Source organism: Bradyrhizobium sp. UFLA05-153 (assembly GCF_054185185.1).
The window spans coordinates 1-23,701 of sequence record NZ_JBBIAM010000036.1 but is presented as its reverse complement, the minus strand read 5'-3'; the positions used below and the strand labels follow the sequence as shown (position 1 = coordinate 23,701).

The window sequence follows — 23,701 nt, the reverse complement described above, 5'->3', positions numbered from 1 at the left end:
CCTCCAAGGGATGGAGATCATCGGTGCGGCAAGCCGCCAGACCGCGCCAAAGGCGTCCTTCGCGGGCGCCTCTGAGACGCGCGACCGCCCTGTCTTTAGGCATGAACCTACCCCACCCCTTCGGACCCAGCGTCGTGGCGCTCGGCTTCGGTGCTTTTCAGCCAGTGTGGAGGCGGTGATGCTGTCCTCCAAAACCGGCTGCTTCATCGATTTCGTTACACCAATTGAATTTGTCGCAAAGGAACTATTGCCTATCTTCCTAAATCGCCTCTGATTTCCGCCGGAAAGCGCCAAAACATAACGACGGTCTAGAATCTTGTTGTTCTGCGGCTCCCGCATCGCGAAGATTACCGGGCCCCGAAGTTGAATTTCTCTGATTTATACCCACCTATGGCCGAAATTCTGCGCCCAAGGGGAGAATCCATCAAGCGTCGCGGGGCGCGAGACGTGATTTGAGAAAGCGCCAGGCGCGCTCTTGGCGCAGGCCGCGCCCCCCAGCGACCATGCCTTCGTGCACGCAGGAACGTGGGCTGATGACAGCAGGCCATGGCGTCACTCACCAGACATGAATGCCTGTCGGCCGTCCGATGGGTTCAGCTCGATAGAGAATGCTGTACGAAACGGCAGCGCGCCTGATGCTCGAACGGCTTTCGACGCGCCACCGAGGTATCGTGTTAGCTCTTCATCGCCATGGCGGGCAGAGCTGAGAGCAAATCCTTGACCGCTTTGACAATGGCAGTGGTTGCTGCCTCGTCATAGGCGACCGTTATTCCTTTTCCAGGCACGGATCGTTCAAGGTGAACGGCGCGCCGGACTTGCTGTTTAAGATCTGTCCGCCTTCTCCTTCGGCGAGGAGACAATTTCGTGCAGTTTGCGCTGCGGGCACTTTTTGTGGCTGCTTTAACACGAAGGAGGCATAAGTTGCGCCGGGATAGTCCGTTAGCACCACGTCAGCTCCCGCCTTCTTGAGTCGCTCGACGTAATCGCGACAGGTTTGGATCGGCACCCAATCATCGGCTTGGAACAGGCGGATGGGCGTGCTGGAAACCTTATCGTCACCGCGGTAGGTTGCGTAGCAGGTATGAGACCGAAGGTCCGAATGAAAGCCGCTCCGGGCCGCGCCCCGGGCCAACCGAACCGGTGTCGTACCAGAAACGACCTCACGCCGATTCACAGTTGCTCATCAACGTCTCGGCAAAGGGGCACGATTCGTCCTATTTGTACGCCACAGCTACCCAGCAGCCATACCTGCGCTTTAGATTTCTTTTCTTGCCGGGGAAGCCTACGATCTTATTGCCTCAGACCGATCGTGGTTCGGGGCGGAGGTATGGGCGGCGAGGACGAAAAGACTCGGATCGAGGCATTGGGGGCGGCAGGTAGTAGGGAAATGCCCTGTGCCGCGAAGCGTCGTCGCAAGAACCGTGGTGTGCCGCCGCCCGCGACGTTCGATATCGATACGTTGCCGCGCAGCTCTAATTTGACAGCACTAGAGGCGGCCGCGGTTATCAGGCGCACGCCCGGCGCGCTGGAGCAATGGCGGCGCGATCCGAACCACCCGCTGAAATGGCGCTACGTCGACGGCCGCCCGCTCTATCGTGTCGATGCGGTGCGCGACTATCTGGCCAAGTGCGGTAAGACGACTAAGACGCCTCAGCCGCATAATGCTCACGTAGACGGCCGAGCAGTTCGGCCTTGATGGGGTCGAGCGGATTCGTTCGCTGCAGGCGCACGACCTTGCCGACCCGTTTCGCGCCGACCAACTCCGCGATGTAGTCATGAGCTGCTTCGAACGCCATCTTGCGGATGATCCACTGTTCGTCGTGATTGTAGACCTGATCGATTCCGCGCGGCTTTTGCCCGACACACAGCCGCTGGATCTCATTGTCGTAGCCGCAGCGTGACATGATGGTGCGTAAGCTGCGCCTCAAGTCATGCATGGTGAACTTGGCGACACCCGCTTCCTTGACCAAACGATTGACCATCTTGGTGAAGCCCGACATTTGACCACCTGTCTTTGGTGACGGAAAGACATAGTCGGATGTCGCTCGCTGGAAATGTTTCGCGGCCGCGAGCACATCGTCAACGAGGTGGGTACGCGGTACGTCGTGGTGCAGGCCCATCTTGGTCCATGCCGCATCGAAGGTGATGCGGTCATCCATGATGTGCTTTCGCCACTTGATCATGGTTGGTTCGCTGCGGCGCGGGCCACCGAGTAGACACATGCGTGTCAACAGCCCAAAAGCTCCCAGCTTGCCAGATGCATGCCAGACCTTGATGATCTCCTCATCGGTCAGCGCGCGCCCCTTCGTTCGGCGCCCGACCCTCTGTGCACGGGTTTCCTTGGGTGCACGATAGCCGGCGAGCACGTTGTGTTCGACGTAACCTTCGCCGACGCACCATTCGAGGAAAGTGTGCGCTTGCTTGCGCAAGTCCTTGGCTGCGCCGCGCTTGCCGGTCTTGGCGATCTTGTCGACTGCCGCCATGATTTGCCGTCGCGTCAGCTCGGCGATGGCGAGATCAAAGTGATCTTTGAGACCTCGTCGCAGCGCCGACATTGCCGGTTTATAGTTGACGACCTGGCGTCCGGTCAGGGACGATTCGTAGGGCCCCTCTTCAATGATCAGGGTCGCCAGCGTTGTGCACTGCTTCTCGGCCAGCTGTTGACGCTTGACCTCGCGCTTGGCCTCGTTCGGATCGCCCCCCTTGATCACCTCGCCGGCAGCGATGATGGCGGCCTGGCGCGCGGCCTTCTCATTGAACTTTGGCCAAGCGCCCAACGTCTTGCGTTGGGTACCCCTCATCCCAGGCTTGGTAAACATGTAGACCCAGGTCCGGCCGCCGGTCGCGCGCATCCTGATTGCAAGCCCTGGCCGCTCTGTGTCGTGCAGGTAGTGCTGCGACTTGCCCGACGGCAGCGTGGCTGCACGGATCGCCGCGTCAGTGAGCTTCAAGCGGTTCGTCGTCTCTTCGGCTCTGAGATCTTTTTCGCTCGTTTCCATCGTTCCTACCCCTTCTTCCTTGTGCCCCGGGCACATCGAGGGGAGACCAAAAAACGGATCACAAACCGTTCCCTTCGCGTTCCCAGCTCTGGTGTGCCCCAGGGAAAAATTCGCCGCGGGCACAGCCAGGGCCTACAAAATGTAGGAAGGCCTGCTATGGCTCGTTGTGGCCGCGTATGGCAATAAACCCCTGCGGTACAAGGGTTTTTATATCTCTACTATGGCTGAATTTGGTCGGCTGCGGTCTACGGATTGTGGTTCACACGGGAGAGGTCCAAGGTTCGATCCCTTGTGCGCCCACCATTTATCCTAGATGTCGAGGATCGCTGAGGGCTCCCTCCTGCTGAGGGATGCAAACGTCCGATTTGCCCTCGCAAGCGGAAACCAGGCAGCCGACCGACACAGTCTGCGAGGGCCGAAAAGCCACCGAACGAACCGCACACAACGCGAGCACACCGATGAAGCTTGAGGTCGGTCTGTCGAGGTAGAAGGTAAGGATTTCTCAGAGTGGATAACGTTTGAAGCTGGCCGAATTATCCGCATGGGACTTGCCGCCCCCGAGGAACACCGAGCGGATTACATGCGGATTCAAATTGAGTGCGCCTTGCGCAAGGCGTTCGCTCACGGGAGAGATGGACTTACTGAGGCTGATCCACCTCGCGCGCTCTGGTAGTGCCCACTCCAGGTCAAAAGCGCTTTTAAGGCGCATGAGATCGGGATGAATCGTCATCGCGCTTTGGGTTATTGTTTGAGCTGATCTCCGCGCAATCGCCAGCTTGTCGCACGAACCGTGAACCAGTTCACAGGGTGCTCTGTATGGCTTGCGCTACCTTGGAGCGTGTCGAATTGAAGCGGCAGTCGGCGAGAGGTTCTTTCCGGCGGGGTGATCCACGTCATGCGGTAAACGGAGGTTTATGTCATGTCGGATTCCAATGCGCTTTCAACCGTCGCGATTTCAAGTGTGGTCGCCCTCATTGTTTCCGGGCTCACAAGTTTTACGACTATTCACGTGACGAACAGTGAGATAGCCCAAAAGAAAGAGGAACTTCAGCTGAAACGGCGCGGCGAACGGCTGGAGAATTATCAAACGGCCATTGACCTGCTGACGGATTACGGCTGGCGAAGCGACGACCCCAAATATCGTGATGCGATCGTGCGTGAGTTTACGATCCCACTTGTACGGGCTGCCAATCGGCTGCGGGTTTATGGCAGTCCAGCCACTATTGCTGCGATGGACGAAATCCAAGGTGCATTCGGGATGTTGAATAGGGCAAAGCGGGACAGTGAACGCGCTGATGCCGAAAAAGCGATCAGCCTCGGTCTCGACCACCTCGTCATCGCTGCTCGCGAAGATGTTGGACCGAAGAAAGAGGATGACTTGAAGGATGTCCCATTCCGTCAGGGCGCCGGACCTCGAGCAAACTGAGGCAACAAAATCATACACCGACGTTTGATCTGGATAACTCGCCGCGTTCAGACTGGGAACGGATGCTTCAGGCGGATGGCTGAACCGGTAGAGTGAGCTTTCTCGAACTTGTGACCAAATCTTCCAAAGCGCGATGAGATTGGGATGAATCGTCATCGCGCTTTAGACTGTTGTTCGAGCATGATCTCCACGCAAACGCGATCCGCTGATGTCGCGAGGGAAAACCGCTGCACGGTTTGCGTAACGCGGCCCTTCGGGGCCGGATCATGCTCTCGATGCCGCCATCAAAGATTCTTGTTGAGGTAGTCGCGAACAAGCAGCTTGTTTTGATTCGGCGTGAGACTGAAGTTGAACTTCACTGTTCCTTCGCCGTCCAGGGTCACCGATGGGGTGGCCGCGCCACCGCAGGTCAGCGTCTTCACTTTTGCGCTCAATGCTTCCTTGCCGAGAGAATCCGAGCAGATATCCTCCATCGCAGCCAGGGCCGCGGTACACCACGAGACGACGTTCTGGCTGGCGATCTGCGCGGAGTCGAAGCCGCTCCAGTCGAAGCCGGTCTTCAAATGCGTGCCACAGGCGCGGTCCGTGAGTTCAGCGGCATGCCCCAGCTCAGCTTCGCGTGAAGCGTGCATCCGCCGATCTTCCAACGATTCCGCCGCCGCGATACGTACCCCAGGGCAGCTAAGCGCGAGCGTGAGTGCAAGCGCCGACCACTTCAGGCCACGGATCCTTAGTCTACGCATTGAATTTCTCCCTTGTATTCGTGCAATTGGCCTTGCGATACACCGATTGCCTGTCGGCAAGAGCCATATCACCCAAGCTTGGTCGCAAGTCGCCCTTCTCGGGTTCGAACAGCAGCAAGGCTGCCAGCGAGAACGTTTTCGGGCGAGCGATGGATTCGAACCCACGAGCCCAACCCTGGCAACACAACGAGACGGCGCGCTGTGGCCGGCGATGATGAGAACTACGCCTACGCCGCAGCCCGCTAGCGGCGACGGCAAGACACTGCTATCGACGACAGCGGCGAAGCGGCATGCGCTTGAAGGTGCAAACCGAGACTTCTAAGATATCGGCATGGTCGCGAGCCAAGAATATGCCGACTTTTTGCGTGAGCAACTGGCCCCGCTGGGCCGGATCACAACGCGACGCATGTTCGGCAAGACCGGCGTATTCTGTGATGACGCGATGCTCGGTATGGTCACGGAGAATACGCTGTATCTCCGGATAGATTAAGAGAACCGTGCGACGTTCGCCGAAGCCAAATCCTATCCGCCGTTGAACTACAGCAAGAAGGGGACTCTCATAGACCTCGCATTCTGGCGTGCGCCGGATCGGCTGTTCGACGACCCTGACGAACTTGTCCAATGGGCGCGGTCAGCGTTGGCGGCTGCGCGTCGGGCTGCGGCAAAGAGGAAGGTCTCGAGCGCAAAGAGACCAGCAACCGAACGCGCGTCTACCCGCGTCAGGCGCACCAAATAGCAGCCACTGGACCGCGGCGGTTCAGAACCCGGCCCGGCCGGTCTCTTTCTCTCCTTGCCCGGAGAGGGGGGCGGCCAGCGGCGCATAGAAGGTGATGCGAGAAACCGAATATTGCTTATATGAGATAACAATGTTTGCTCTGACCTAATCAAGCGATTACGGTCCTCATCCCTTTTTTAGTAATGAGTTCGGGGCCTGCCAATGACTGGTTTCCAAGCCAAGCTGGAACGCTTTGAAAGCCTTGCTGACGAATGCGAGTTGATTGCCAAACGTGCGCATGGAGGCAACCGCGAGTTATACCTGCGGATGCGCGAGCACTATCGCGGCCTCGCAAATGATATGCGCGCCCTCATTGCGTCGTTCGACGTCGCCGCCTGATCGCTCGCACCTCTGCCCCCCGGCGCGCCGTCACCCAATCCGCAGACTTTCCGCAGACATTTTGCCCGAGCGCCCAGCCCTCAGCTCGTAGCTGATCCGCGCGCCCTCGGCCAGGCCCGTATAGCCGGCTTGCTCGACGGCACTGATGTGGACGAAGACGTCTGAGCCGCCGTCATCAGGCTGAATGAAACCATAGCCTTTGGTCGCGTTGAACCACTTTACTTTGCCCATTGCCAAGGTCGTATTCTCCGAATCACGAAAGTATCTCCTAAGGCTAACCTAACCACGGACGCCTGACTGTTCGATTCCCGACGCTGGAACGGCACCGACCGTCGGCCGGGAGCGGCCAACCAATCACACTGACCGTAGGAACGTTCTGGTCCGCCGCGCGTCACTACAGGCGCAATCGATCCTGTGTGCCTTGGGGGTCGACCAATGGACAGAGCGGCCGCTTACGCCATCTCGGCCCTCCTCTTGGGAGGCGGTATCTGGATCTTTGTCGCGGGCCTGTCCTCCACCTCGCCCACCCTGTGGACTGTCGTCGCGCTAGACCATATCTTAATCGGTCTCATAAGCGCCGTCGGCCCCAGCTAACAATTTCAGTGAGGCCTCAGGATGCTCGACAAAGCGCTGCAGCTTCAGCTTCCTCATTGGCTGATGATCGCCGGCATGTTTCTGGTGATCATCGGGACTCTCGGTATGCTCTTTCCGCGTCGAAGGGAGCCGTCTTCGGAGCGGTCAGTCAATACCGATAACTAGCCTTACCGGCGCCCGGTTGCGCTCGCCCTCGTGACTGCTGGGGAAAATCTGTACTGGGTCAGCCTGTCTGCATTTTCCGAATCGGTGACCCGTGCTCGCTCTCTCCTCGCAGTTTCAAATAGCGGGGTGCGTACGCGTGGGCCATTTCGTCTCGATGCTTCTGCTTGCCATCGCACTCACCCTGACTTTGTGCTTCGGGGTGGCAGCTTGGCGCCTTTCGGCCAGCAGGGATGCCGACATAACTGCAACGATTCCACATCAGGAATACGGCTGGAGGTTGAGGCCCGAACACAACTGAACGCCCTTGCGCATGCTCGCGCTTTCGCAAACATGCGCGCCGAGCCTGAGCCTGTGGAACGCTTCCACGCGCACCTACGCGATCGACAGAATCTCGATCTCCTGATTGCCCGCCCCGACGACGTCTCCCACCGCCTTCCCGATCAGCGATTTCGCGACCGGAGCCACGAACGAGATCGACCCGGCCTTCGGATCCGCTTCATCCTCCCCGACGATGCGATAGGTCTGCACGCGGCCGTCGGCTCGGCTGAACGTCACCGTGCTGCCAAAGGCGACGGTCTCGCTCGACGCCGGATTGGGGACCAGTTGGGCCGTGCGGAGCCTTTCGGCGAGGTAGCGGACGTCGCGCAAGGGGACCGCCGACTGCCGGCGCTTTTCGTTGACGTCTTCGATGCGCTGCGCGGCCTCATAGGCCTCGCGCGCCTGCCGAAGCTGCAACTCCAAAGCCTGCAATCCCGATCGGGTCACCAGGTTGGGATGCGGCGAAATCGGGCGATCCGGCAACAATGTCTCGGACGCGGTTTCGGCACTCTCTTCTTTGGTAAAGGCAACGCTCAATCCAGGACCTCGTCGATGTTGAGAGGCGACGCAACGCCGTCGCGTCGCGCCGCCCGCGAACATGCGCTACTTCTTATCAAACGGAATGTATTGCTGATACTCCTTCGGCACCGAGCTGCGGTAGCGCGAGGGAACCGTGCCGGTGTTGATCGAATGATCTATCTCCTGCTGCCGCGTCATCTGCTTCTTCTTGGCCGGCTTCTTCTCGGTGGTCTTCTTCGAATCCGTTGACGGCGTCGTGGCGGTCGCGGCAGCCGGGGGCGTCGTTGTCGCCGGCGCGGTGGTCTCGGTCGTCGCGGCCGGCGCTGTCGTGGTTCCGGCAGGCGCAGCGGTCGTGGCTTGAGGCGGCGGTGCGGTTGCCGCAGGCGGCATGGTGGTGCCGTCGGTACTCTGAGCCAGCGCGATCGGCATCTGCAACATGAGCGCGAATGCGGCACTCGCGGCGAGCAAATATGACTTTTGCATCGAACCTCCAAAGTTCCTGATCCGAATGATGAAGGCTAATCCCGCGCGATGGGCGTGCGCAAGTCGCCGAGCATAGGCCGAAAGGGCCGCGCACTGTGGCCAGCCTCACACAGCAGGCATTGCCGTACCGCCTAAAGCGCGATGAGATTAGGATGAAGCGTCATCGCGCTTTAGGTTGTTGTTCTCGAGCATGATCTCCGCGCAAACGCGTTCCGCTGATGTCGCGAGGGAAAACCGCTCCACACTTTTCCGGATCATGCTCTATTGCGACATACCGGGCCCGGTCTCCTTCAACCGTTCCGTGAACCAGGCGGTCTGCATCTTGTCGAGCACGCCACCGACATAGATTTCCACGGTCGTTACGTTCGTCCTCGCAAGCACGAGCAGCACGCCGATCTGGTAGGCGAACCAGATATCGGGATCGGTGAGCGCCTTCAGCTTCTGCTGGTCGTGCTCGATCGCGGTGTGATTGCTCGCGTTGCGGATTTCAACGGCGATCAAATTGTTCGGGATCTCGCGCTGATGCACGACGACATCAGGATAGATCGATTTTCCCAAATGATCGTCGGTCGAGATGATCGAGCCGCGCGGCAGGTGCAGCGTGCGCTCGCCGAGGCGATCGTAGTTGCAATCGACCGACCAGCCGGAGAACTGCTTCTCCAGATAGACGGCGAAGCGGTGGGTGATCGCGCGCTCGCCGACATCCTTCGCGAACAGGAAGTCTTCGTGCGTGTAGAGATCCCGCAGCGCCGCGATCATCTTGTTCAGCTCGGTCTGCATCGTGCTCCCCGCCCCCAGGCGCTCTAGTCCTGCCGCGTTACAAGACCCTCATGGTGAGGGGCGCGGAACGCGCGTCTCCGGTCGATGCTGCGCATCGCCGGGAGAACCATGAAGGCCCGGATCTCGCCCGCGGCCATCCTTCGAGACGCCCGCTCATCGCGGGCTCCTCAAAATGAGGGGAGAGTACGTATGGCACAGTCGAAGCAATCGGAGCTTACCTCACATCACGACTTCGATCAGCCGCGGCCCCGGCTCGGCGACGGCTTCCGCAAGCGCCTTGTTGAACTCGTCGGCGTTGGTGACGGCGCGGCCCGGCACGCCCATGCCCTTCGCCAGCGCCACGAAATCGAGGGTCGGGCGATCGAGCCTGAGCATGTCGTTCGCGCGCTGGCCAGGCTCGCCGGCGCCGACGCCGTCGAACTCACCACGCAGGATCTGGTAGATGCGATTGGCGAACACGATGGTGACGATGTTCAGTCCTTCGCGCGCCTGCGTCCACAGCGACTGGATCGTGTACATCGCGCTGCCGTCGCCGACCATGCACATGACCTTGCGATCAGGACAGGCGATCGCAGCACCGATCGAGAGCGGCGTCGAGAAGCCGATCGAGCCGCCCATGTTCTGGATCCAGTCGTGTGGTGCCGCCGCCGCCGTCGGCGGGAAGAAGCCGCGCCCGGTGGTCAGGGATTCGTCGACCAGGATCGCATTCTCCGGGATCGCGTACGCAATTGCCTGCGCGATGGTGGTGAAATTGAGCGCGCCGGTCGGCTTGACCAGCTCCTGGAGCTGCTGCGGCTTGACGTCGTGAGAGGTGGCATGCAACGCGCCGGCGAGTGCCTCGAGCGCAGCGACTGAGTTCTCGCCCCACTCGGTCATGCGATGAACCTCGCAGCCCTCGGGCTTCAAGAGGCTCGGCTTGTTCGGATAGGCGAAGAAGGCGACGGGATCGTTGGCCTCGACCAGGATGATGTGGCGGAAATCCTTCAGCAGGGGCAGCGCCTGGTCGATCACATAGGGAATGCGGTCGATCGAGAAGCGGCCGCGGCCGCGCGCCATGCGCGGGCGGAAGGTCGGGCCCATCACCTGGCATCCGGTCTTCCCGGCGATGCGCTGCGCCAGCGCCAGCCCCTGCTCGGACAGCGCGCTGCCGACCATCAGCATCAGCGTGCGGCTGCCGTCATTGCGGAGGATCTTGGCGGCGGTGTCGACCGCCTGCGGCGAATAGGACGGGCGCTGCTTCTCGGCCGGCACCTCGGCGATGCCATCGGCCTCGTTCCAGGCGGTATCGGCGGGCAAGATCAGGGTTGCGATCTGCCCTGGCGCGCTCTTGGCGGAAGCGATCGCCGCGGCGCCGTCGGCGGCGACCGACTTGGCATCCGGCGAGGTCCGCACCCAGGACGACATCGGCCGCGCCAGGCCCTCGATGTCGGAGGTGAGCGGCGCGTTGTAGCCGATGTGGTAGCCGGCATGCTGGCCGACGATATTGACGATGCCGGAATGCGCCTTCTTGGCGTTGTGCAAGTTGGCAAGGCCGTTGGCGAGGCCGGGGCCGAGGTGCAGCAGCGTCGAGGCAGGCAGGCCCTTCATGCGGTAGTAGCCGTCGGCCGCGCCCGTCACCACGCCCTCGAACAGGCCGAGCACGCAGCGCATGCCGGGAACGCGGTCGAGCGCCGCGACGAAATGCATCTCCGACGTCCCGGGATTGGTGAAGCAGATGTCGACCCCGCCCTTGACCAGCGTCCGTACCAGGCTTTCCGCACCGTTCATCGTTTTCGCTCCCGCGGCCTCTTTTCGGATCCGTTATCGATCAACCATTGTTCGCCGTCTTCGTCAAAGCAATAGCAGACATTGCTGCCCTGCCGCGCGACGACGAGGCATCTTGGCTAATGCGTCTTTGCCGTCCTGCGAGGTTTCCGCGTTTGGCAATCGTTAAGGATTGCGCTTGCTCACGCCAGCGTGGCTTGCGAAACGCCGGCAAATATGGCCTGTGGTCGTCCATTGAATCGATTTTTTGCTGGGGGAACGAATGAACCGGTTTTTTGCCGCACCGATCGCCGCCATCGCGGTCCTGACCATCGGCGCTAGCAGCGCGTCTGCGGCGGGGATGTTCGACTTCACCGGCACCAGCTCCACCGGCTATCTCGGTGGCGGGGCGAGCCCGATCCCCCGCAGCACCGTCATGTATCCCACCAACTACGCCCCCGGTACGATCGTGATAAACACCGGCGAGCGGCGGCTCTACCTCGTGTTGTCGAACGGCCAGGCACTGCGCTACGGTATCGGCGTCGGCCGCGACGGCTTCCGCTGGGGCGGCGTGCATCGCATCTCCGCCAAGAAGGAGTGGCCGGAGTGGACGCCGCCGGCGCAGATGATCGCTCGCCGGCCGGACCTGCCGCGCCATATGCGTGGCGGTATCGAGAACCCGCTCGGCGCCCGCGCGATGTATCTGGGATCGACGCTCTACCGCATCCACGGCTCCAACGAGCCGGAGACGATCGGACAGGCGGTCTCCTCCGGCTGCTTCCGCATGACCAACGACGACGTGACTGACCTCTATAGCCGCGTCTCGGTCGGCACCACCGTCGTCGTCCTGAACAACTAGGGTCAGCACGGCCGAGGGAACCCGATGGGCTCCCTCGAAGGTGGTCTTGTGCGCGCGGCCGTATTCCGGCAGCGTCGGCTGACAATGATCGCATCGCGCCCGCTTTCACATCTCTCGCGCGCCTGCCTGCTGGCTCTCGCCATGCTCGGCTGCGCCGACGTCGGCGCGAACGCAGGCGCGGGGGGCGAGTTGCCGGCGGTCGCATCGCGCCAGCGCAGCGAGAAGAAGAGCTTCACCGACGGGGAGATCGTCGACGGCTTCTTGAAGACGGCGTTCGGCGCCGAATATCACCTCGCCGGCCGCGTCGACCGCATCCGCAAATTCGACGCGCCGGTGCGCGTGTTCGCCGAGAGCGACGGCCGCGCCGACCGCAAGGCGCAGCTCGCCAAGGTCATCGCCGATATCGCGAGGCGTGTGCAGCATCTCGACATCGCCATGACCGACGATGCTGAAGCCGCCAATGTCCGCGTCAAGCTGGTGCGCGACCGCGACCTCTATCGCACCATCTCGACGTTCTATGGTGCGGAGAAGGCGCGCGAGATCCGTTCCTCGCTCGATCCGCAATGTCTCTCCGGCTTCCGCAAGAACGAGAAGTTCGAGATCGAGCATTCCGACGTCATCCTGACGGTCGACAATGGCGACTTCGTCTTCCTCGACTGCGCCTATGAGGAGGTGCTGCAATCGCTCGGGCCGATCAACGACACCGCGAGCGTGCCCTGGACCATGTTCAACGACAATGTGTCGATGGGCTATTTCGACGTCTATGATCAGTATATCCTCAATCTGCTCTATGACCCCCGCATCAAGGCAGGCATGACGGTGCTGGAGGTCCGCAGCGTTCTACCCGAGGTGCTCGCCGACGTGCGGGCCTGGGTGAAGCAGGTGAATAATCTGGCGGAATGAGCGCGATTGCGCTCCAAAGCGCGCCCCCTTCTCCCGCAAGGGGAGAAGGGGGCGCACCTTGCGATTGTGGCTGCAATTAGCTGATAGCCGAGATTTCAAGCCTTCTGCGCCTTCGTCATCAAGAACTGCTGCCGCATGACGTTGTTCGCTGGATCAAAATACTCCCCGATCAATCCTTCGAACTCGCTGCGGAAGCCGCGCAGCTTGTCGGGCGCGTCCTTGTATTGCTGGAGCAGCTTGATCAGAGGCCCGATCGTTGCCTCCATCGTGCGACGGACATGCTGCGGGCTGAGCGCGGCCGGCATCATCATGTCCATCTCGAAGGCGAGACCCTTGACCTTGCCGGCGAGGCGCTCCGCGACGACCTTGGGATCGCCCCACAATACCGGCGAGGCAGCGCCCTCGGGCGGCGGCACGTGGCGCGCGACCAGCGCGAACATCCGCCCGACGTAGAGATGCGGCGGCCAGGTCGAGAAGGCGATCGTTCCGCCGGGCTTCAGGACTCGCAGCATCTCGCCGATCGCAATTTCGGGACGCGGCGCGAACATGTGGCCGAACTGGCTCAGCACCACGTCGAACTCGCCGTCGCCATAGGGCAGGTTTTCGGCATCGCCCTCGGTGAAATCGATGTCGAGCTGAATGAGCCCGGCATGCTCGCGGGCTCGCTCGAGCAGGACGGGAGAGAGGTCAAGCCCCCGCACCTTCGCGCCTCTGCGCGCCGCGGTAATTGCGACCACACCGGTTCCGCAGCCGACATCGAGCAGCCTCTGGCCGGCCTCGACGCCGGCAAAGCCCACGAGCTTCGCGGCGGTCGGCGTGGTGAACGTCTCCATTGGCGTGAACAGCGACCAGGCTTCCTTCTGGATCGCCTTGAAACCTGCAAACGGGTCTTGAGCGGCCATGGAACTCTCCCTTCGTGGCATCATCTCCATGAGGCTGGCGATCGAGGCCAGAGGTTCAACGCTGGTCTTGCGACGGATCGCCCGCGAACGCACGGCTGCGTCGTTTCACGCGATCTCACCGCGGTGTCGCCCAAGCGTCACATGCGCTTCAGCCAATCCCGATACTCGGTGCATCCTCCCGAATAAACCCGCGCAATCTTCATTTCCGCCAACCCGCAGATCCGCAACGAGACGTCTTCGCCTGAGTGCACCGATGTACGACATCTGCTACAATGCCCGATGTCGGACTTGATGATGGGTTTCGCTTCGCTCTAACCATCCTACGTCTGAAAGAAACCACGCCATGCGCATGCTTCAATTGCCGATCCTGGCGGGCGCGACGATGCTGGCGGTCGCACCAGTGGCGGCGCAACGCTACGACCCGCGCTACCCGATCTGCCTGCAGTCATGGCATCAGCGTGGCCTGACCATCATCGACTGCAGCTATATCTCGATGGATCAATGCCGGGCGACGGCCTCAGGACTTGCGGCCATGTGCCTGGAGAATCCGTATTGGCAGGGACTGCCGATACGTGGTTCGCGGCTGCAAGACCGCGGCTATTAGGCCGCGATGATCGGCCCATACGAAGAGTAGCACGAAGCGAAACTCGTCCTGAGCGCTACCGCGCTTCGCCCTCGCCGACGAGATGCTCGCGGAAAAACCGCGCGACGCTGGAGTTGAACTCGCGGTGAAAGCCAGTCCTGTCGAAATCCACCGGATTGTCGGTGCAGATGCGCGGGACCGCGGCTGCGAGCTCCGCCGAGCAGGGAGTGAGGAAGGCGTAGTGGCCGGCCGGCACGACGTGGATTTCGGGCGAGCCGGGAAGCTGGCTGGCGATGAGCGCGGTGAACTTCGCCACGACGCCGTAGCCGCCGAGTTCCGAGCGCCAAATCTGTAGCGGAATCTGGATGCCGCTCAGAGCTGCACGGTCGAAAGCCCATGTCGATGCGATATCGGCGAGCACGGCAGCCTTGATGCGCGGATCGTGGGGCGGGCTCGGCGGCACATCGCCGCTGCGCGCGCGCTCGCAATTCTCGGTCCTGTCATCCTCCTTGCAGACGATGGTCATCCTGCGGAGGTCCGCGTTGCCGCCGACCAGCACGAGGCCGGTGTAGGCGCCGAGCGAAAAGCCGAAAAGGCCGACCCGCGCGGGATCGATGACCGCCCTGTCTTTCCAGTCGTGCAGCATGAAATCGACGAGGTGGATCATATCGACCGGACGCGACGCCCAGACGGACATCTTGTCGCGTCGCGAGGAGTCGTTGGCATTGTCGCCGGGATGATTGATGGCGGCGACGATGAAGCCCGCATCGGCCAGCGCCTCCGCCGTGTCATGATGTGCGCCGAACCACGCGCCGCGCCCGTGGGAGAAGATGACCAGCGGCAGCCTGGTCCCCGCGACAGGGCAATCCTTCGCGCCCATCAGGCCGAATTCACCCGGCACCGTGAGATTGCCGAGCGCCACGACCTTCGGCTCGCGCGCGCAAGGGTACCAGATGGCGCCCTGGAGGGCCGGATCTGAATCGAGAAGCTGGATGCCCGCGGCGCCCGCGGGAGAGGCCAGACCACTGAGCATCAAGGCACAAGCGATAGACGTCTTGAGTCCCACGGCAGCCCCCTTCATTTGCGCGGCGGAGCTGATCAGCGAACGACGACGGAATTGTGTCGGGAGTTTCTTGCACGCAGGGCGGTAGCGACGTCGGCGCTCAGACCTTCCCGGCCCCGCCACAAATCCCCTTCAGCGCCACCCACTCTTCCGTCGTCAGCAGCGGCTGGCCGCTGGCGGGGCGGTCCTCCTTCGTCATGCGAGCGAGGCGGTCTTCGGTCAGAGGGTGGCTGGCGAGAATCGTAAAGCCGCTTCCACCTTCCTTGCCGGTGATGCGGAACATCAATTCGGCCGCGGGTTTTGGCGAGCGGCCGAGCGCGTGCATCAGGTCGATTGCAAACGTGTCGGCGGCTGTCTCGGCCTCGCGCGAATAGGAGGCTTCGACCACGCTGCGCGAGGCGAAAATCACGGCGCTTGAGCCGGTGACGTCACCGAACAAGAGCCCGATCAGGAACGAGGTGCCGCCGTTGTAGATAATACCGCGCATGTTGTCGTGGTGCCTGAGATGGCCGAGCTCGTGCGCGAGCACGCCGGCGATCTCGTCGACATTCTCGGCCTTGTTGAGCAGCCCGTTCAGCAGATAGACCTTGCCGCCGGGCAGCGCGAAGGCGTTGGGCAACGTGGTCGGCAGCACCGCCGACTTCACGGTGTCATCGAGGCCGGCTGCGTCACGCAGCCGCTTCATGAGCTTTGTGAACGCCGCCTGCCCCGCCGGGTTGTCGCACATGCGGCCACCGAAAGCGGCCTTGACCTGCACCTCGGCGGCATCGCCGATCCGCCGCTCCAGCGGCTCCGGCACGAGCGGCGCAAGCCGGTCGGCCGCGAGCGGCACGCCGAAGTGGATGACCGCGAGAATCGAGACCGCCGCGGCCACCGACCAGCCGACGATCTTTGCGACGCCGCTGCGGCCCGCCTGGTGCTCGTCGAGCCGCGGGCAGCGCGCGGCGATCTCGCGCGCAAGCGGCGTCTCGCGCAGCTCGAGCCGTGCCAGAGGCGGCGCGGAGATGCAGGACAGGCGCAAGACGCCGGGCGGACTGTCGGCGCGGCGGATCTCGGCATAGGCCCAGCGCGTCGGCGTTTCGCCGTCTTCGCGGATCTCGAGCTGGTCTTCGAAGCCGAGCGTGACCTTGCGGCGCCGGCTCGAGACGCCGTCGAAATAAACGGCCGGCGTGCCGGCGTCCTGCGCAATTTCGACCTGTTCGGACAATTCGCTCACGACCTAGAAGCCCGCAACGTCGAGCCCGTCGGCAAAGCCCTCGCCCAGCGCGCTGGCGAGTTCGCCACTGGCCTTGACGTTCGCAGCCGCCTCGATGCCGTGCACATGCGTCGTCTCAAGCACTTTCACCCAGAGGTCCCGCTGGAGATAGACGCGGATCACGACGTTGAATGCAAGGGCCGCGGCAAGATAGCCGACCGCCATCGGCGCCAGCAGTGGAACGCTCGTGCCTGCGGTCGGTCCGAGCAGCTGATCGATCTCCAGGCCGGTGACCCTCATGACCAGCGCGGTGCATCCGGCGGCCCAGGATCCGAACAGCGCGATCAACAGCAGAGACCAGCCGACCACCTTCCAATACAGGCCGTAGAACGCGTCGTGCGGCAGTTTCGAGGAGAGGCTCACGCCACCGATGCGGATGCCCGCCAGCCACCAGCGCCATTCACGCGCCTTGAACTCGGCATAGACGAAAGGCGCAAGCAGCGGGATGGCAATCGCGAACGGGGTCAACAGCCACAGCCACCAGCCGCGCTTGAAAAACTCCCAGCCGGTCCCTTCGAAATCGCCGGAGAGGTCACCATAGTGGGAATGCCGCATCTTGTAGCGCTCGAGCGAGGCCTCGCGCCACGGCAAGGCAAGCCCGAGCGTCAAGTACACGAGCAGGCCCCAGAGCATGGCGCGGAGCGAATAGGCCCAGCCCGAGCCGTCCATCCAGAAACGCACGCCGCGCCACACCGTGCGGGTCAGGCGATAACGCCGCGCGCGGAAAATCGCGAACTGGCCGAATGCGTAAAAAGTGATGAACAGCGGCGTCGAGGCAAAACCCTGCCAGCGCTCGAACTCGATGCCGACGAGAAAATAGGCGAGATAGATCGGCACCAGGATCGCGAGCGCAAACAGGAAGCCGATCAGGAGCTCCTTAGCCCGCCCGGTATATTCGGCGGCATCGCCGTCGACCGAGGTGTTCGACCAGAGATGCCGGCGGATGTCGGTGACGAGCCAGAAGCGGTAGAAGCCGAAGGTGACGAGCTCGAGCCCCGCACCCCTGGTGACCATCCGACGAAACTCGCCGCGGTGACCGGTGAAGTCGATCTGCGCCGGCGGCAACGGCGGCGGCACGGGCGGCGGAAAGGCGGTCATCTGATTCACGGCGATCAATCCTGGGTGTGCGGACCCGACACGATATAGGGCAGAGATTAGTCGGTCCCCAAGAAGGGGCGGTTCGATTTTCGCGCGGTTTCGGTTGGTTTCTCCGATACTTCCCGATCCGTTAACGTGCTCCAGATCACGCTCACGCGCAGGCAGTCTGCGCGCTCACAAATCCGGATGTGGCAAAACTCGCCCTTGCCCCGACGCACGCAACGGGTTGTAATTGCGGGACAAATGCCGCAGCGCAGAATTCAACAAAAACGCGCGCGGCTGCAAGGAGAGCAGGCATGCATGGGACCATCGAGAGCACGCGCGAGGACTTGCATGAGCGCGCCGCATCGCTGCCGCTCGAGCAGTTCGACCCCGGCCATCCCGAACTGTTCAGGACCGATGCGTTCTGGCCCTATTTCGATCGCCTGCGCCGCGAAGACCCCGTACATTATTGCAAGGACTCGATGTTCGGCCCGTACTGGTCGGTGACGAGGTACAACGACATCATGGAGATCGAGACCAACCATTCGGTGTTCTCCTCGGCTTCGTCCCTCGGCGGCATCACCATCCGCGACATCGATCCCGATTTGCGCCGCGAGAGCTTCATCGCCATGGACCCGCCGCGCCACGCCGCCCAGCGCAAGACGGTGGCGCCGATGTTCACGCCGACGCATCTGGACGAGCTCGCACTCAACATCCGCAATCGCTCGGCCGAGTGCCTGGACAACCTGCCTAAAGGTGAGGAATTCGACTGGGTCGACCGCGTCTCGATCGAGCTCACCACGCAGATGCTCGCGGTGCTGTTCGATTTCCCCTGGGAAGACCGCCGCAAGCTGACGCGCTGGTCGGATGTCGCGACCACCATTCCCGGCTCCGGCGGCCTCGTCACCACCGAGGACCAGCGGCAGGCCGAGCTGATGGAATGCGCGACCTACTTTTCGCGGCTGTGGAAGGAGCGCATCGCGCAGCCGCCGAGGAGCGATCTGCTCTCAATGCTGGCGCATGGCGCGGCAACGCGTGACATGGACGCCAAGAACTTCCTGGGCAACCTGATCCTGCTGATCGTCGGCGGCAACGACACCACCCGCAACACCATGTCCGGCTCGATCTACGCGCTCAGCCAGCATCCTGAGCAGTACCGGAAGCTGCGCGAAAACCCCGCGCTGCTCGACAGCTTCGTGCCTGAGGTGATCCGCTGGCAGACGCCGCTCGCCCATATGCGCCGCACGGCGCTCGCCGATTTCGAGTTTCGCGGCAAGCAAATCAAGAAGGGTGACAAGGTCGTGATGTGGTACGTCTCTGGTAACCGCGACGAGGAGGTGATCGAACGGCCCTACGAATTCATCATTGACCGCGCCCGGCCGCGCACGCATCTCTCCTTCGGCTTCGGCATCCACCGCTGCGTGGGCCTCAGGCTTGCCGAGCTGCAATTGAAGATCATTTGGGAAGAGATTTTGAAGCGCTTCGATCATATCGACGTGCTCGGTGAACCCAAGCGGGTGTATTCGAGTTTCGTGAAGGGTTACGAGACGCTCCCGGTCAGGATTGCGGCGTGATTCGCGAAAACTGGAGCCACCAACCATGAACATCCAAACTCCGGTCAGGACCGATAAGGCCGAACGCATGCGCAGGGCACACGAGGAGGCCTATGCGACCCCATTGAAGGATTACCATCCGGGCGCGCCGCGGCTGTTCCAGGACGATACGCTGTGGCCGTGGTTCGAGCGGCTGCGCAAGGAAGAGCCGGTGCACTACTGCACTAACGCGCCGATTGAGCCGTACTGGTCGGTGGTCAAATACAACGACATCATGCATGTCGACACCAATCACGGCATCTTCTCCTCCGACTCGACGCTCGGCGGCATCTCGATCCGAGACGTGCCGGCCGGTTACGACTGGCCGAGCTTCATCGCGATGGACCAGCCGCAGCACTCGGCGCAGCGCAAGACGGTGTCGCCGATGTTCACGCCGACGCATCTGGACGAGCTGGCGAAGTTGATCCGCCAGCGCTCGCAGACCGTGCTGGACAATTTGCCGCGCAACGAGACCTTCAATTTCGTCGAGCGCGTGTCGATCGAGCTGACGACGCAGATGCTGGCCACCCTGTTCGACTTCCCCTGGGAGGAGCGGCGCAAGCTGACGCGCTGGTCGGACGTCTCCACGGCACTGCCCAAGAGCGGCATCGTCGGATCCGCCGAAGAGCGGCGGAAGGAGATGGACGAGTGCTACGCCTACATGTCCAAGCTGTGGAACGAGCGCGTCAATTCCGCGCCGCGCAACGACCTGTTGTCGCTGATGGCCCATAACGACGCCACGCGCTACATGGACCCCGACAACCTCATGGGCAACATCATCCTGCTCATCGTCGGCGGCAACGACACCACGCGCAACACCATGACCGGCTCGGTGCTGGCGCTGAACGAGAACCCCGAGCAGTACGACAAGCTCCGCGCCAATCCGGCGCTGATCGATTCCATGGTGCCGGAGGTGATCCGCTGGCAGACTCCGCTTGCGCATATGCGGCGCACGGCGCTGCAGGACACCGAGATCGACGGCAAGGAAATCAGGAAGGGTGACCGCGTCGTGATGTGGTACGTCTCCGGCAATCGCGACGAGGAGATGTTCGAGAGGCCGAACGACTTCATCATCGACCGGCCGCGGCCGCGCACACATCTGTCCTTCGGCTTCGGCATCCACCGCTGCGTCGGCATGCGGCTTGCGGAGCTTCAGCTCAGGATCGTCTGGGAGGAGATGCTCAAACGCTTCGACCGCATCGAGGTGGTCGGCGAGCCCCGGCGGATCTATTCGAGCTTCATCAAGGGGTATGAGACGCTGCCGGTAAGGATTCCGGGGTGAGAGAGGGTTCCCGCTGTAACCACAGCGTCATTGCGAGCAAAGCGAAGCAATCCAGAATGCATCCGCGGAAACAGTCTGGATTGCTTCGTCGCTTCGCTCCTCGCAATGACGGAGAAGATGCCCCGGCGCCTCGTCCAACTTGCATTGCGAGACCAGTGGCGGCAGCCCGGCTATAAAATTCCGGCATGACAGGTCGCACAAGATGCGAAGTGAGGACCGGGCGCTTCCGTTCTAAATCCCCATGAGGTTTCGGACGGAGCGATCGGTGCGCTCCCCGCCTGCGGAGAGCGAGGACGGTCAGCTCAATTTGATGTCCCAGACGCCGTCCTTACGGCAGGCGGCCACTTCCTCGCGCAGGAGCGCGGTGACGGCAACAGTCGCCGTCGAGACGGGGCGGTCGATCGGAGAGGCAACAATGAGCTCGCGCGTCATCGGCTTCGAGACGACGGCGGTTTCTAGCCGCCCGTCCGCGACCTCGCCGTGCACCGACGAAGGCGGCAGCAGGGCGAAGCCGAGGCCCTCCTCCACGAGGCTCGTGAGCACGCGAAACGAATCCGCCTCGAGCTGGACGTTGAGCTTGATCTTGCGCTGGGCGGCCGCGTGCTCGATCAGCGCCCGGAGCCCGTGCGAATGACTGGGCAGGACCAACCGCTGCCTGAGCAGCCAGCCGATCTCGACGCTCTTCTTGCGGGCGAGTCCGCAGCCGCGCGGGCCGACCGCGACGATGTTGTCACGGCCGAGGCTCTGCACGGTGAGGTGCAGATCGGCCGAGCGGCCGTAGAGGATCGCAAGATCCATCTCGCCGCGATGCAGCCATTCGACGAGATGGCCGCTGTAGCTTTCGACGATGCGCAGCGTGATGCCCGGATAGGTCTCGACGCAGCGGCGGGCGAAGCGCGCCGACAGCACGCAGCTCACGGTAGGAACCAGGCCGAGCACGACGTGGCCCGAGAGCGGGCCCTGCGCCGACTGGATGTCGTCGCGGATCTGGTCGATCTGGCGGACGATGCCGGAGGTGCGCGCGAGCAGCAGGCGGCCGGCCTCGGTCAGCACCATGCCGCGGCCGTTGCGCGTGAACAGTTCAGTGCGCAGCTCGTGTTCCAGAAGCTTGATCTGCCGGCTCAGCGCCGGCTGCGCGACCCGCAGCGTATCGCTCGCCTTGGAGAGGCTACCGAGCTCGGCGACGCAACTGAAGGTCCTGAGCTGACGGAAATCCATGCTTGCCAATCTTTGAATGCTACTCCATACGCTATAGCAAATGAGCATAGGGGGTTGGCGTTGTCCAGACAACGCCGGAGGATCGTCCTGCGTTATCCTCTCGAACGCACCCAACGGGAAACGCCATGACCCAACAAGAACAACAGAACGACGATCACGCCGATATCCGCGAAGCCGTCGCAAAACTCTGCGCGCAGTTTCCCGGCGAATACTGGCGCAAGCTCGACCGCGAGATGGGTTATCCAAAAGCCTTCGTCGATGCGCTCACCGAGGCCGGCTACCTCTCGGTGCTGATCCCCGAGGAATATGGCGGCGCAGGGCTGAAGCTGTCGGCGGCGGCCGCGATCCTCGAGGAGATCCAGCGCGCCGGCTGCAACGGCGGCGGCTGCCACGCCCAGATGTACACCATGGGCACCGTGCTCCGGCACGGCAGCGACGCGCAGAAAGCGAAGTATCTGCCCAAGGTCGCGACCGGCGAATTGCGCCTACAGGCCTTCGGCGTCACCGAACCGACCAGCGGCACCGATACCTCCTCGCTCAAGACCTTCGCGCGTCGCGAGGGCGACCACTACGTCGTCAACGGCCAGAAGATCTGGACCAGCCGCGCCGAGCATTCCGACCTGATGATCCTGCTCGCGCGCACCACGCCGAAGGAGAAGGCCAAGAAGCGCACTGACGGCCTCTCGGTCTTCATCGTCGACATGCGCGAGGCCAGGGGCAAGGGCCTCGAGATCCGCCCGATCCGCACCATGATGAACCACGCCACCACCGAAGTGTTCTTTACGGACATGAAGGTGCCGGCGGAAAACCTGATCGGCGAGGAAGGCAAAGGCTTTCGCTATATCCTCTCCGGCATGAATGCCGAGCGCATCCTGATTGCCGCCGAATGCGTCGGTGACGCCAAGTGGTTCATTGCGAAGGCGTCGAACTACGCCAAGGAGCGCGCGGTGTTCGGTCGGCCGATCGGCCAGAACCAGGGCATCCAGTTCCCGATCGCAAAAGCCTACGCCTCGATGCGCGCGGCTGAATTGATGGTGAAGGAGGCGACGCGCAAATACGAGGCCGGGCTCGACTGCGGCGCGGAGGCCAACATGGCGAAAATGCTGGCGGCGGATGCGTCCTGGGAAGCGGCGAACGCCTGCATCCAGACCCATGGCGGCTTCGGCTTCGCCGAGGAGTACGACGTCGAGCGAAAATTCCGCGAGACGCGGCTCTATCAGGTCGCGCCGATCTCGACCAACCTCGTGCTGTCCTTCATCGCCGAGCATGTGCTCGGCATGCCCCGCTCTTACTGAGGTCTTGCCATGGGAGCACTTGACGGGATCAGGGTGATTGCGGTCGAGCAGGCCGTCGCAGCGCCGTTCTGCTCGTCGCGGCTTGCAGACGCCGGCGCCGAGGTGATCAAGATCGAGCGTCCCGAGGGCGATTTCGCCCGCGGCTATGACGCGGCGGCCAAAGGGCAGAGCAGCTACTTCGTCTGGCTCAACCGCGGCAAGCAATCGGCGGTGGTCGATCTTGCAACCAAGGAAGGCCGCACCGAGCTCGAAAAGCTGATCGCGAGCGCCGACGTGCTGATCCAGAACCTCAAGCCCGGCTCGATGGACAAGCTCGGCTTTTCGCGCGAGCGATTGCTGCGCGACTATCCGAAGCTGATCTCCTGCACCATCACCGGCTACGGCGACGAGGGCCCCTACGCGCATCGCAAGGCCTACGACCTGCTGATCCAGGCCGAGAGTGGCCTTGCCTCGATCACCGGAAATCCCGACGGCGCCTCGCGCGTCGGCATGTCGATCGTCGACGTCGCGACCGGCGCCACCGCCCATGCGGCGATCCTGGAGGCGCTGATCGCGCGCGGGCGCACCGGCAAGGGCGCCGACATCCGCATCTCCATGTTCGACGTGATGGCGGACTGGTGCACCGTCCCGCTGCTCAATGCGGAAGCCGGCAATCCGCCCAAGCGCATGGGCCTGCGCCATCCCTCGATCGCACCCTACGGCGTGTTCACCTCAAAAGACGGCAAGGACATTTTGATCTCGATCCAGAGCGAGCGTGAGTGGAAGACGCCTGTCTCTTATACACA

27 protein-coding genes are annotated in these 23,701 nt (G+C 62.5%); 12 read left to right on the top strand and 15 right to left on the bottom strand.

From position 1 onward, the window contains the following. Positions 1 to 766 precede the first annotated feature (766 nt). A complete protein-coding gene (locus tag Q2941_RS22005) occupies positions 767 to 1,006 on the bottom strand; it encodes a hypothetical protein (protein ID WP_458193695.1) in 240 nt (79 codons plus the stop codon). Positions 1,007 to 1,327: 321 nt separating this feature from the next. On the opposite strand from Q2941_RS22005, the gene Q2941_RS22000 reads away from it, so the two are divergent. Beyond that, complete coding sequence (locus Q2941_RS22000) at positions 1,328 to 1,696, top strand: hypothetical protein (RefSeq protein WP_458193694.1); 369 nt, start codon at positions 1,328 to 1,330, stop codon at positions 1,694 to 1,696. Here Q2941_RS22000 and Q2941_RS21995 read toward each other — a convergent pair. Both Q2941_RS21995 and Q2941_RS21990 read right to left on the bottom strand, forming a co-directional pair. Further along, positions 1,641 to 2,999 (bottom strand): tyrosine-type recombinase/integrase, encoded by a 1,359-nt coding sequence (locus Q2941_RS21995; RefSeq protein ID WP_458193734.1) that lies wholly within the window; start codon positions 2,997 to 2,999, stop codon positions 1,641 to 1,643. The genes Q2941_RS22000 and Q2941_RS21995 overlap by 56 nt on opposite strands. Positions 3,000 to 3,501: 502 nt before the next feature. Further along, positions 3,502 to 3,729, bottom strand: coding sequence for a hypothetical protein (locus Q2941_RS21990; protein ID WP_458193693.1), 228 nt, complete (start codon positions 3,727 to 3,729; stop codon positions 3,502 to 3,504). Between the two features lie 189 nt (positions 3,730 to 3,918). On the opposite strand from Q2941_RS21990, the gene Q2941_RS21985 reads away from it, so the two are divergent. After that, positions 3,919 to 4,425, top strand: coding sequence for a hypothetical protein (locus Q2941_RS21985; RefSeq protein WP_458193692.1), 507 nt, complete (start codon positions 3,919 to 3,921; stop codon positions 4,423 to 4,425). Between the two features lie 284 nt (positions 4,426 to 4,709). Here Q2941_RS21985 and Q2941_RS21980 read toward each other — a convergent pair whose 3' ends face one another. Together Q2941_RS21980 and Q2941_RS21975 are read right to left on the bottom strand one after the other, a co-directional pair. Next, a complete protein-coding gene (locus Q2941_RS21980) occupies positions 4,710 to 5,057 on the bottom strand; it encodes a hypothetical protein (protein WP_027528717.1) in 348 nt (115 codons plus the stop codon). A gap of 376 nt (positions 5,058 to 5,433) precedes the next feature. Continuing rightward, positions 5,434 to 5,790 carry a hypothetical protein gene (locus tag Q2941_RS21975; protein ID WP_458193735.1) on the bottom strand — a complete coding sequence of 119 codons (357 nt, stop codon included), beginning with the start codon at positions 5,788 to 5,790 and terminating at the stop codon, positions 5,434 to 5,436. Here Q2941_RS21975 and Q2941_RS21970 point away from each other — a divergent pair. Together Q2941_RS21970 and Q2941_RS21965 are read left to right on the top strand one after the other, a co-directional pair. Continuing rightward, complete coding sequence (locus tag Q2941_RS21970; RefSeq protein ID WP_458193691.1) at positions 5,701 to 5,904, top strand: hypothetical protein; 204 nt, start codon at positions 5,701 to 5,703, stop codon at positions 5,902 to 5,904. The genes Q2941_RS21975 and Q2941_RS21970 overlap by 90 nt on opposite strands. A gap of 201 nt (positions 5,905 to 6,105) precedes the next feature. After that, positions 6,106 to 6,282, top strand: coding sequence for a hypothetical protein (locus Q2941_RS21965; RefSeq protein ID WP_198032000.1), 177 nt, complete (start codon positions 6,106 to 6,108; stop codon positions 6,280 to 6,282). Positions 6,283 to 6,312: 30 nt separating this feature from the next. Here Q2941_RS21965 and Q2941_RS21960 read toward each other — a convergent pair whose 3' ends face one another. Beyond that, entirely contained in the window at positions 6,313 to 6,519 is a 207-nt protein-coding gene (locus Q2941_RS21960; RefSeq protein ID WP_254110559.1) for a cold-shock protein, read from the bottom strand. Between the two features lie 378 nt (positions 6,520 to 6,897). Here Q2941_RS21960 and Q2941_RS21955 point away from each other — a divergent pair, with 378 nt between their 5' ends. Then, positions 6,898 to 7,041 (top strand): hypothetical protein, encoded by a 144-nt coding sequence (locus tag Q2941_RS21955; RefSeq protein WP_156945008.1) that lies wholly within the window; start codon positions 6,898 to 6,900, stop codon positions 7,039 to 7,041. A gap of 372 nt (positions 7,042 to 7,413) precedes the next feature. Here the strand turns inward: Q2941_RS21955 and greA are convergent, their stop codons facing one another. The 4 genes from greA to Q2941_RS21935 form a co-directional block, all read right to left on the bottom strand. Next, positions 7,414 to 7,896 carry a transcription elongation factor GreA gene (gene greA / locus Q2941_RS21950; RefSeq protein WP_027528719.1) on the bottom strand — a complete coding sequence of 161 codons (483 nt, stop codon included), beginning with the start codon at positions 7,894 to 7,896 and terminating at the stop codon, positions 7,414 to 7,416. A 66-nt stretch (positions 7,897 to 7,962) separates the two neighbouring features. Further along, a complete protein-coding gene (locus tag Q2941_RS21945) occupies positions 7,963 to 8,361 on the bottom strand; it encodes a hypothetical protein (protein ID WP_027528720.1) in 399 nt (132 codons plus the stop codon). A gap of 261 nt (positions 8,362 to 8,622) precedes the next feature. After that, entirely contained in the window at positions 8,623 to 9,141 is a 519-nt protein-coding gene (locus tag Q2941_RS21940) for a hypothetical protein (RefSeq protein ID WP_458193690.1), read from the bottom strand. A 219-nt stretch (positions 9,142 to 9,360) separates the two neighbouring features. Further along, positions 9,361 to 10,908, bottom strand: a complete 1,548-nt coding sequence (locus Q2941_RS21935; RefSeq protein WP_458193689.1) for an acetolactate synthase large subunit — start codon at positions 10,906 to 10,908, stop codon at positions 9,361 to 9,363. 337 nt (positions 10,909 to 11,245) lie between these two features. Here Q2941_RS21935 and Q2941_RS21930 point away from each other — a divergent pair, with 337 nt between their 5' ends. Both Q2941_RS21930 and Q2941_RS21925 read left to right on the top strand, forming a co-directional pair. Next, positions 11,246 to 11,743, top strand: coding sequence for a L,D-transpeptidase (locus Q2941_RS21930; protein ID WP_371260622.1), 498 nt, complete (start codon positions 11,246 to 11,248; stop codon positions 11,741 to 11,743). Between the two features lie 84 nt (positions 11,744 to 11,827). After that, on the top strand, positions 11,828 to 12,646 hold the full coding sequence (locus Q2941_RS21925) for a DUF2927 domain-containing protein (protein WP_458193733.1): 819 nt from the start codon (positions 11,828 to 11,830) through the stop codon (positions 12,644 to 12,646). A 95-nt stretch (positions 12,647 to 12,741) separates the two neighbouring features. Here the strand turns inward: Q2941_RS21925 and Q2941_RS21920 are convergent, their stop codons facing one another. Next, entirely contained in the window at positions 12,742 to 13,548 is an 807-nt protein-coding gene (locus tag Q2941_RS21920) for a class I SAM-dependent methyltransferase (protein ID WP_458193688.1), read from the bottom strand. A gap of 343 nt (positions 13,549 to 13,891) precedes the next feature. Here Q2941_RS21920 and Q2941_RS21915 point away from each other — a divergent pair, with 343 nt between their 5' ends. After that, complete coding sequence (locus Q2941_RS21915; RefSeq protein WP_458193687.1) at positions 13,892 to 14,152, top strand: DUF3551 domain-containing protein; 261 nt, start codon at positions 13,892 to 13,894, stop codon at positions 14,150 to 14,152. Between the two features lie 55 nt (positions 14,153 to 14,207). On the opposite strand, the gene Q2941_RS21910 is transcribed toward Q2941_RS21915, so the two are convergent. From Q2941_RS21910 to Q2941_RS21900, 3 genes are all read right to left on the bottom strand, one after another. Next, positions 14,208 to 15,197: an alpha/beta hydrolase family protein gene (locus tag Q2941_RS21910; protein ID WP_458193686.1), complete on the bottom strand. Its 990-nt coding sequence runs from the start codon at positions 15,195 to 15,197 to the stop codon at positions 14,208 to 14,210. Between the two features lie 97 nt (positions 15,198 to 15,294). Further along, complete coding sequence (locus tag Q2941_RS21905; protein WP_035665528.1) at positions 15,295 to 16,410, bottom strand: M48 family metallopeptidase; 1,116 nt, start codon at positions 16,408 to 16,410, stop codon at positions 15,295 to 15,297. A gap of 3 nt (positions 16,411 to 16,413) precedes the next feature. Further along, entirely contained in the window at positions 16,414 to 17,547 is a 1,134-nt protein-coding gene (locus Q2941_RS21900) for a YjgN family protein (protein ID WP_458193732.1), read from the bottom strand. Between the two features lie 296 nt (positions 17,548 to 17,843). Between Q2941_RS21900 and Q2941_RS21895 the strand changes: the two genes are divergently transcribed. Together Q2941_RS21895 and Q2941_RS21890 are read left to right on the top strand one after the other, a co-directional pair. Beyond that, positions 17,844 to 19,103 carry a cytochrome P450 gene (locus Q2941_RS21895; protein WP_458193685.1) on the top strand — a complete coding sequence of 420 codons (1,260 nt, stop codon included), beginning with the start codon at positions 17,844 to 17,846 and terminating at the stop codon, positions 19,101 to 19,103. 25 nt (positions 19,104 to 19,128) lie between these two features. Further along, positions 19,129 to 20,403, top strand: coding sequence for a cytochrome P450 (locus Q2941_RS21890; RefSeq protein WP_458193684.1), 1,275 nt, complete (start codon positions 19,129 to 19,131; stop codon positions 20,401 to 20,403). Between the two features lie 297 nt (positions 20,404 to 20,700). On the opposite strand, the gene Q2941_RS21885 is transcribed toward Q2941_RS21890, so the two are convergent. Then, positions 20,701 to 21,621, bottom strand: a complete 921-nt coding sequence (locus Q2941_RS21885; RefSeq protein ID WP_027528733.1) for a LysR substrate-binding domain-containing protein — start codon at positions 21,619 to 21,621, stop codon at positions 20,701 to 20,703. 125 nt (positions 21,622 to 21,746) lie between these two features. Between Q2941_RS21885 and Q2941_RS21880 the strand changes: the two genes are divergently transcribed. Beyond that, on the top strand, positions 21,747 to 22,916 hold the full coding sequence (locus Q2941_RS21880; RefSeq protein ID WP_458193683.1) for an acyl-CoA dehydrogenase family protein: 1,170 nt from the start codon (positions 21,747 to 21,749) through the stop codon (positions 22,914 to 22,916). A 9-nt stretch (positions 22,917 to 22,925) separates the two neighbouring features. Next, positions 22,926 to 23,701 (top strand): CaiB/BaiF CoA transferase family protein (locus tag Q2941_RS21875; RefSeq protein WP_458193682.1); only part of this gene is annotated, 776 nt, incomplete at its 3' end.

Excerpts from the sequence above, each read along its gene's own strand:
- Q2941_RS21945 (WP_027528720.1), bottom strand. The coding sequence starts at position 8,361 with ATGCAAAAGTCATATTTGCTCGCCGCGAGTGCCGCATTCGCGCTCATG.
- Q2941_RS21925 (WP_458193733.1), top strand. The coding sequence starts at position 11,828 with ATGATCGCATCGCGCCCGCTTTCACATCTCTCGCGCGCCTGCCTGCTG.
- Q2941_RS21940 (WP_458193690.1), bottom strand. The coding sequence starts at position 9,141 with ATGCAGACCGAGCTGAACAAGATGATCGCGGCGCTGCGGGATCTCTAC.
- Q2941_RS21920 (WP_458193688.1), bottom strand. The coding sequence starts at position 13,548 with ATGGCCGCTCAAGACCCGTTTGCAGGTTTCAAGGCGATCCAGAAGGAA.
- Q2941_RS21930 (WP_371260622.1), top strand. The coding sequence starts at position 11,246 with ATGTTCGACTTCACCGGCACCAGCTCCACCGGCTATCTCGGTGGCGGG.
- Q2941_RS21955 (WP_156945008.1), top strand. The coding sequence starts at position 6,898 with ATGCTCGACAAAGCGCTGCAGCTTCAGCTTCCTCATTGGCTGATGATC.
- Q2941_RS21890 (WP_458193684.1), top strand. The coding sequence starts at position 19,129 with ATGAACATCCAAACTCCGGTCAGGACCGATAAGGCCGAACGCATGCGC.
- Q2941_RS21990 (WP_458193693.1), bottom strand. The coding sequence starts at position 3,729 with ATGACGATTCATCCCGATCTCATGCGCCTTAAAAGCGCTTTTGACCTG.
- Q2941_RS21900 (WP_458193732.1), bottom strand. The coding sequence starts at position 17,547 with ATGACCGCCTTTCCGCCGCCCGTGCCGCCGCCGTTGCCGCCGGCGCAG.
- Q2941_RS21995 (WP_458193734.1), bottom strand. The coding sequence starts at position 2,999 with ATGGAAACGAGCGAAAAAGATCTCAGAGCCGAAGAGACGACGAACCGC.
- Q2941_RS21915 (WP_458193687.1), top strand. The coding sequence starts at position 13,892 with ATGCGCATGCTTCAATTGCCGATCCTGGCGGGCGCGACGATGCTGGCG.
- Q2941_RS21965 (WP_198032000.1), top strand. The coding sequence starts at position 6,106 with ATGACTGGTTTCCAAGCCAAGCTGGAACGCTTTGAAAGCCTTGCTGAC.
- Q2941_RS21895 (WP_458193685.1), top strand. The coding sequence starts at position 17,844 with ATGCATGGGACCATCGAGAGCACGCGCGAGGACTTGCATGAGCGCGCC.
- Q2941_RS21985 (WP_458193692.1), top strand. The coding sequence starts at position 3,919 with ATGTCGGATTCCAATGCGCTTTCAACCGTCGCGATTTCAAGTGTGGTC.
- Q2941_RS22000 (WP_458193694.1), top strand. The coding sequence starts at position 1,328 with ATGGGCGGCGAGGACGAAAAGACTCGGATCGAGGCATTGGGGGCGGCA.
- Q2941_RS21880 (WP_458193683.1), top strand. The coding sequence starts at position 21,747 with ATGACCCAACAAGAACAACAGAACGACGATCACGCCGATATCCGCGAA.
- Q2941_RS21980 (WP_027528717.1), bottom strand. The coding sequence starts at position 5,057 with ATGCACGCTTCACGCGAAGCTGAGCTGGGGCATGCCGCTGAACTCACG.
- Q2941_RS21885 (WP_027528733.1), bottom strand. The coding sequence starts at position 21,621 with ATGGATTTCCGTCAGCTCAGGACCTTCAGTTGCGTCGCCGAGCTCGGT.
- Q2941_RS21935 (WP_458193689.1), bottom strand. The coding sequence starts at position 10,908 with ATGAACGGTGCGGAAAGCCTGGTACGGACGCTGGTCAAGGGCGGGGTC.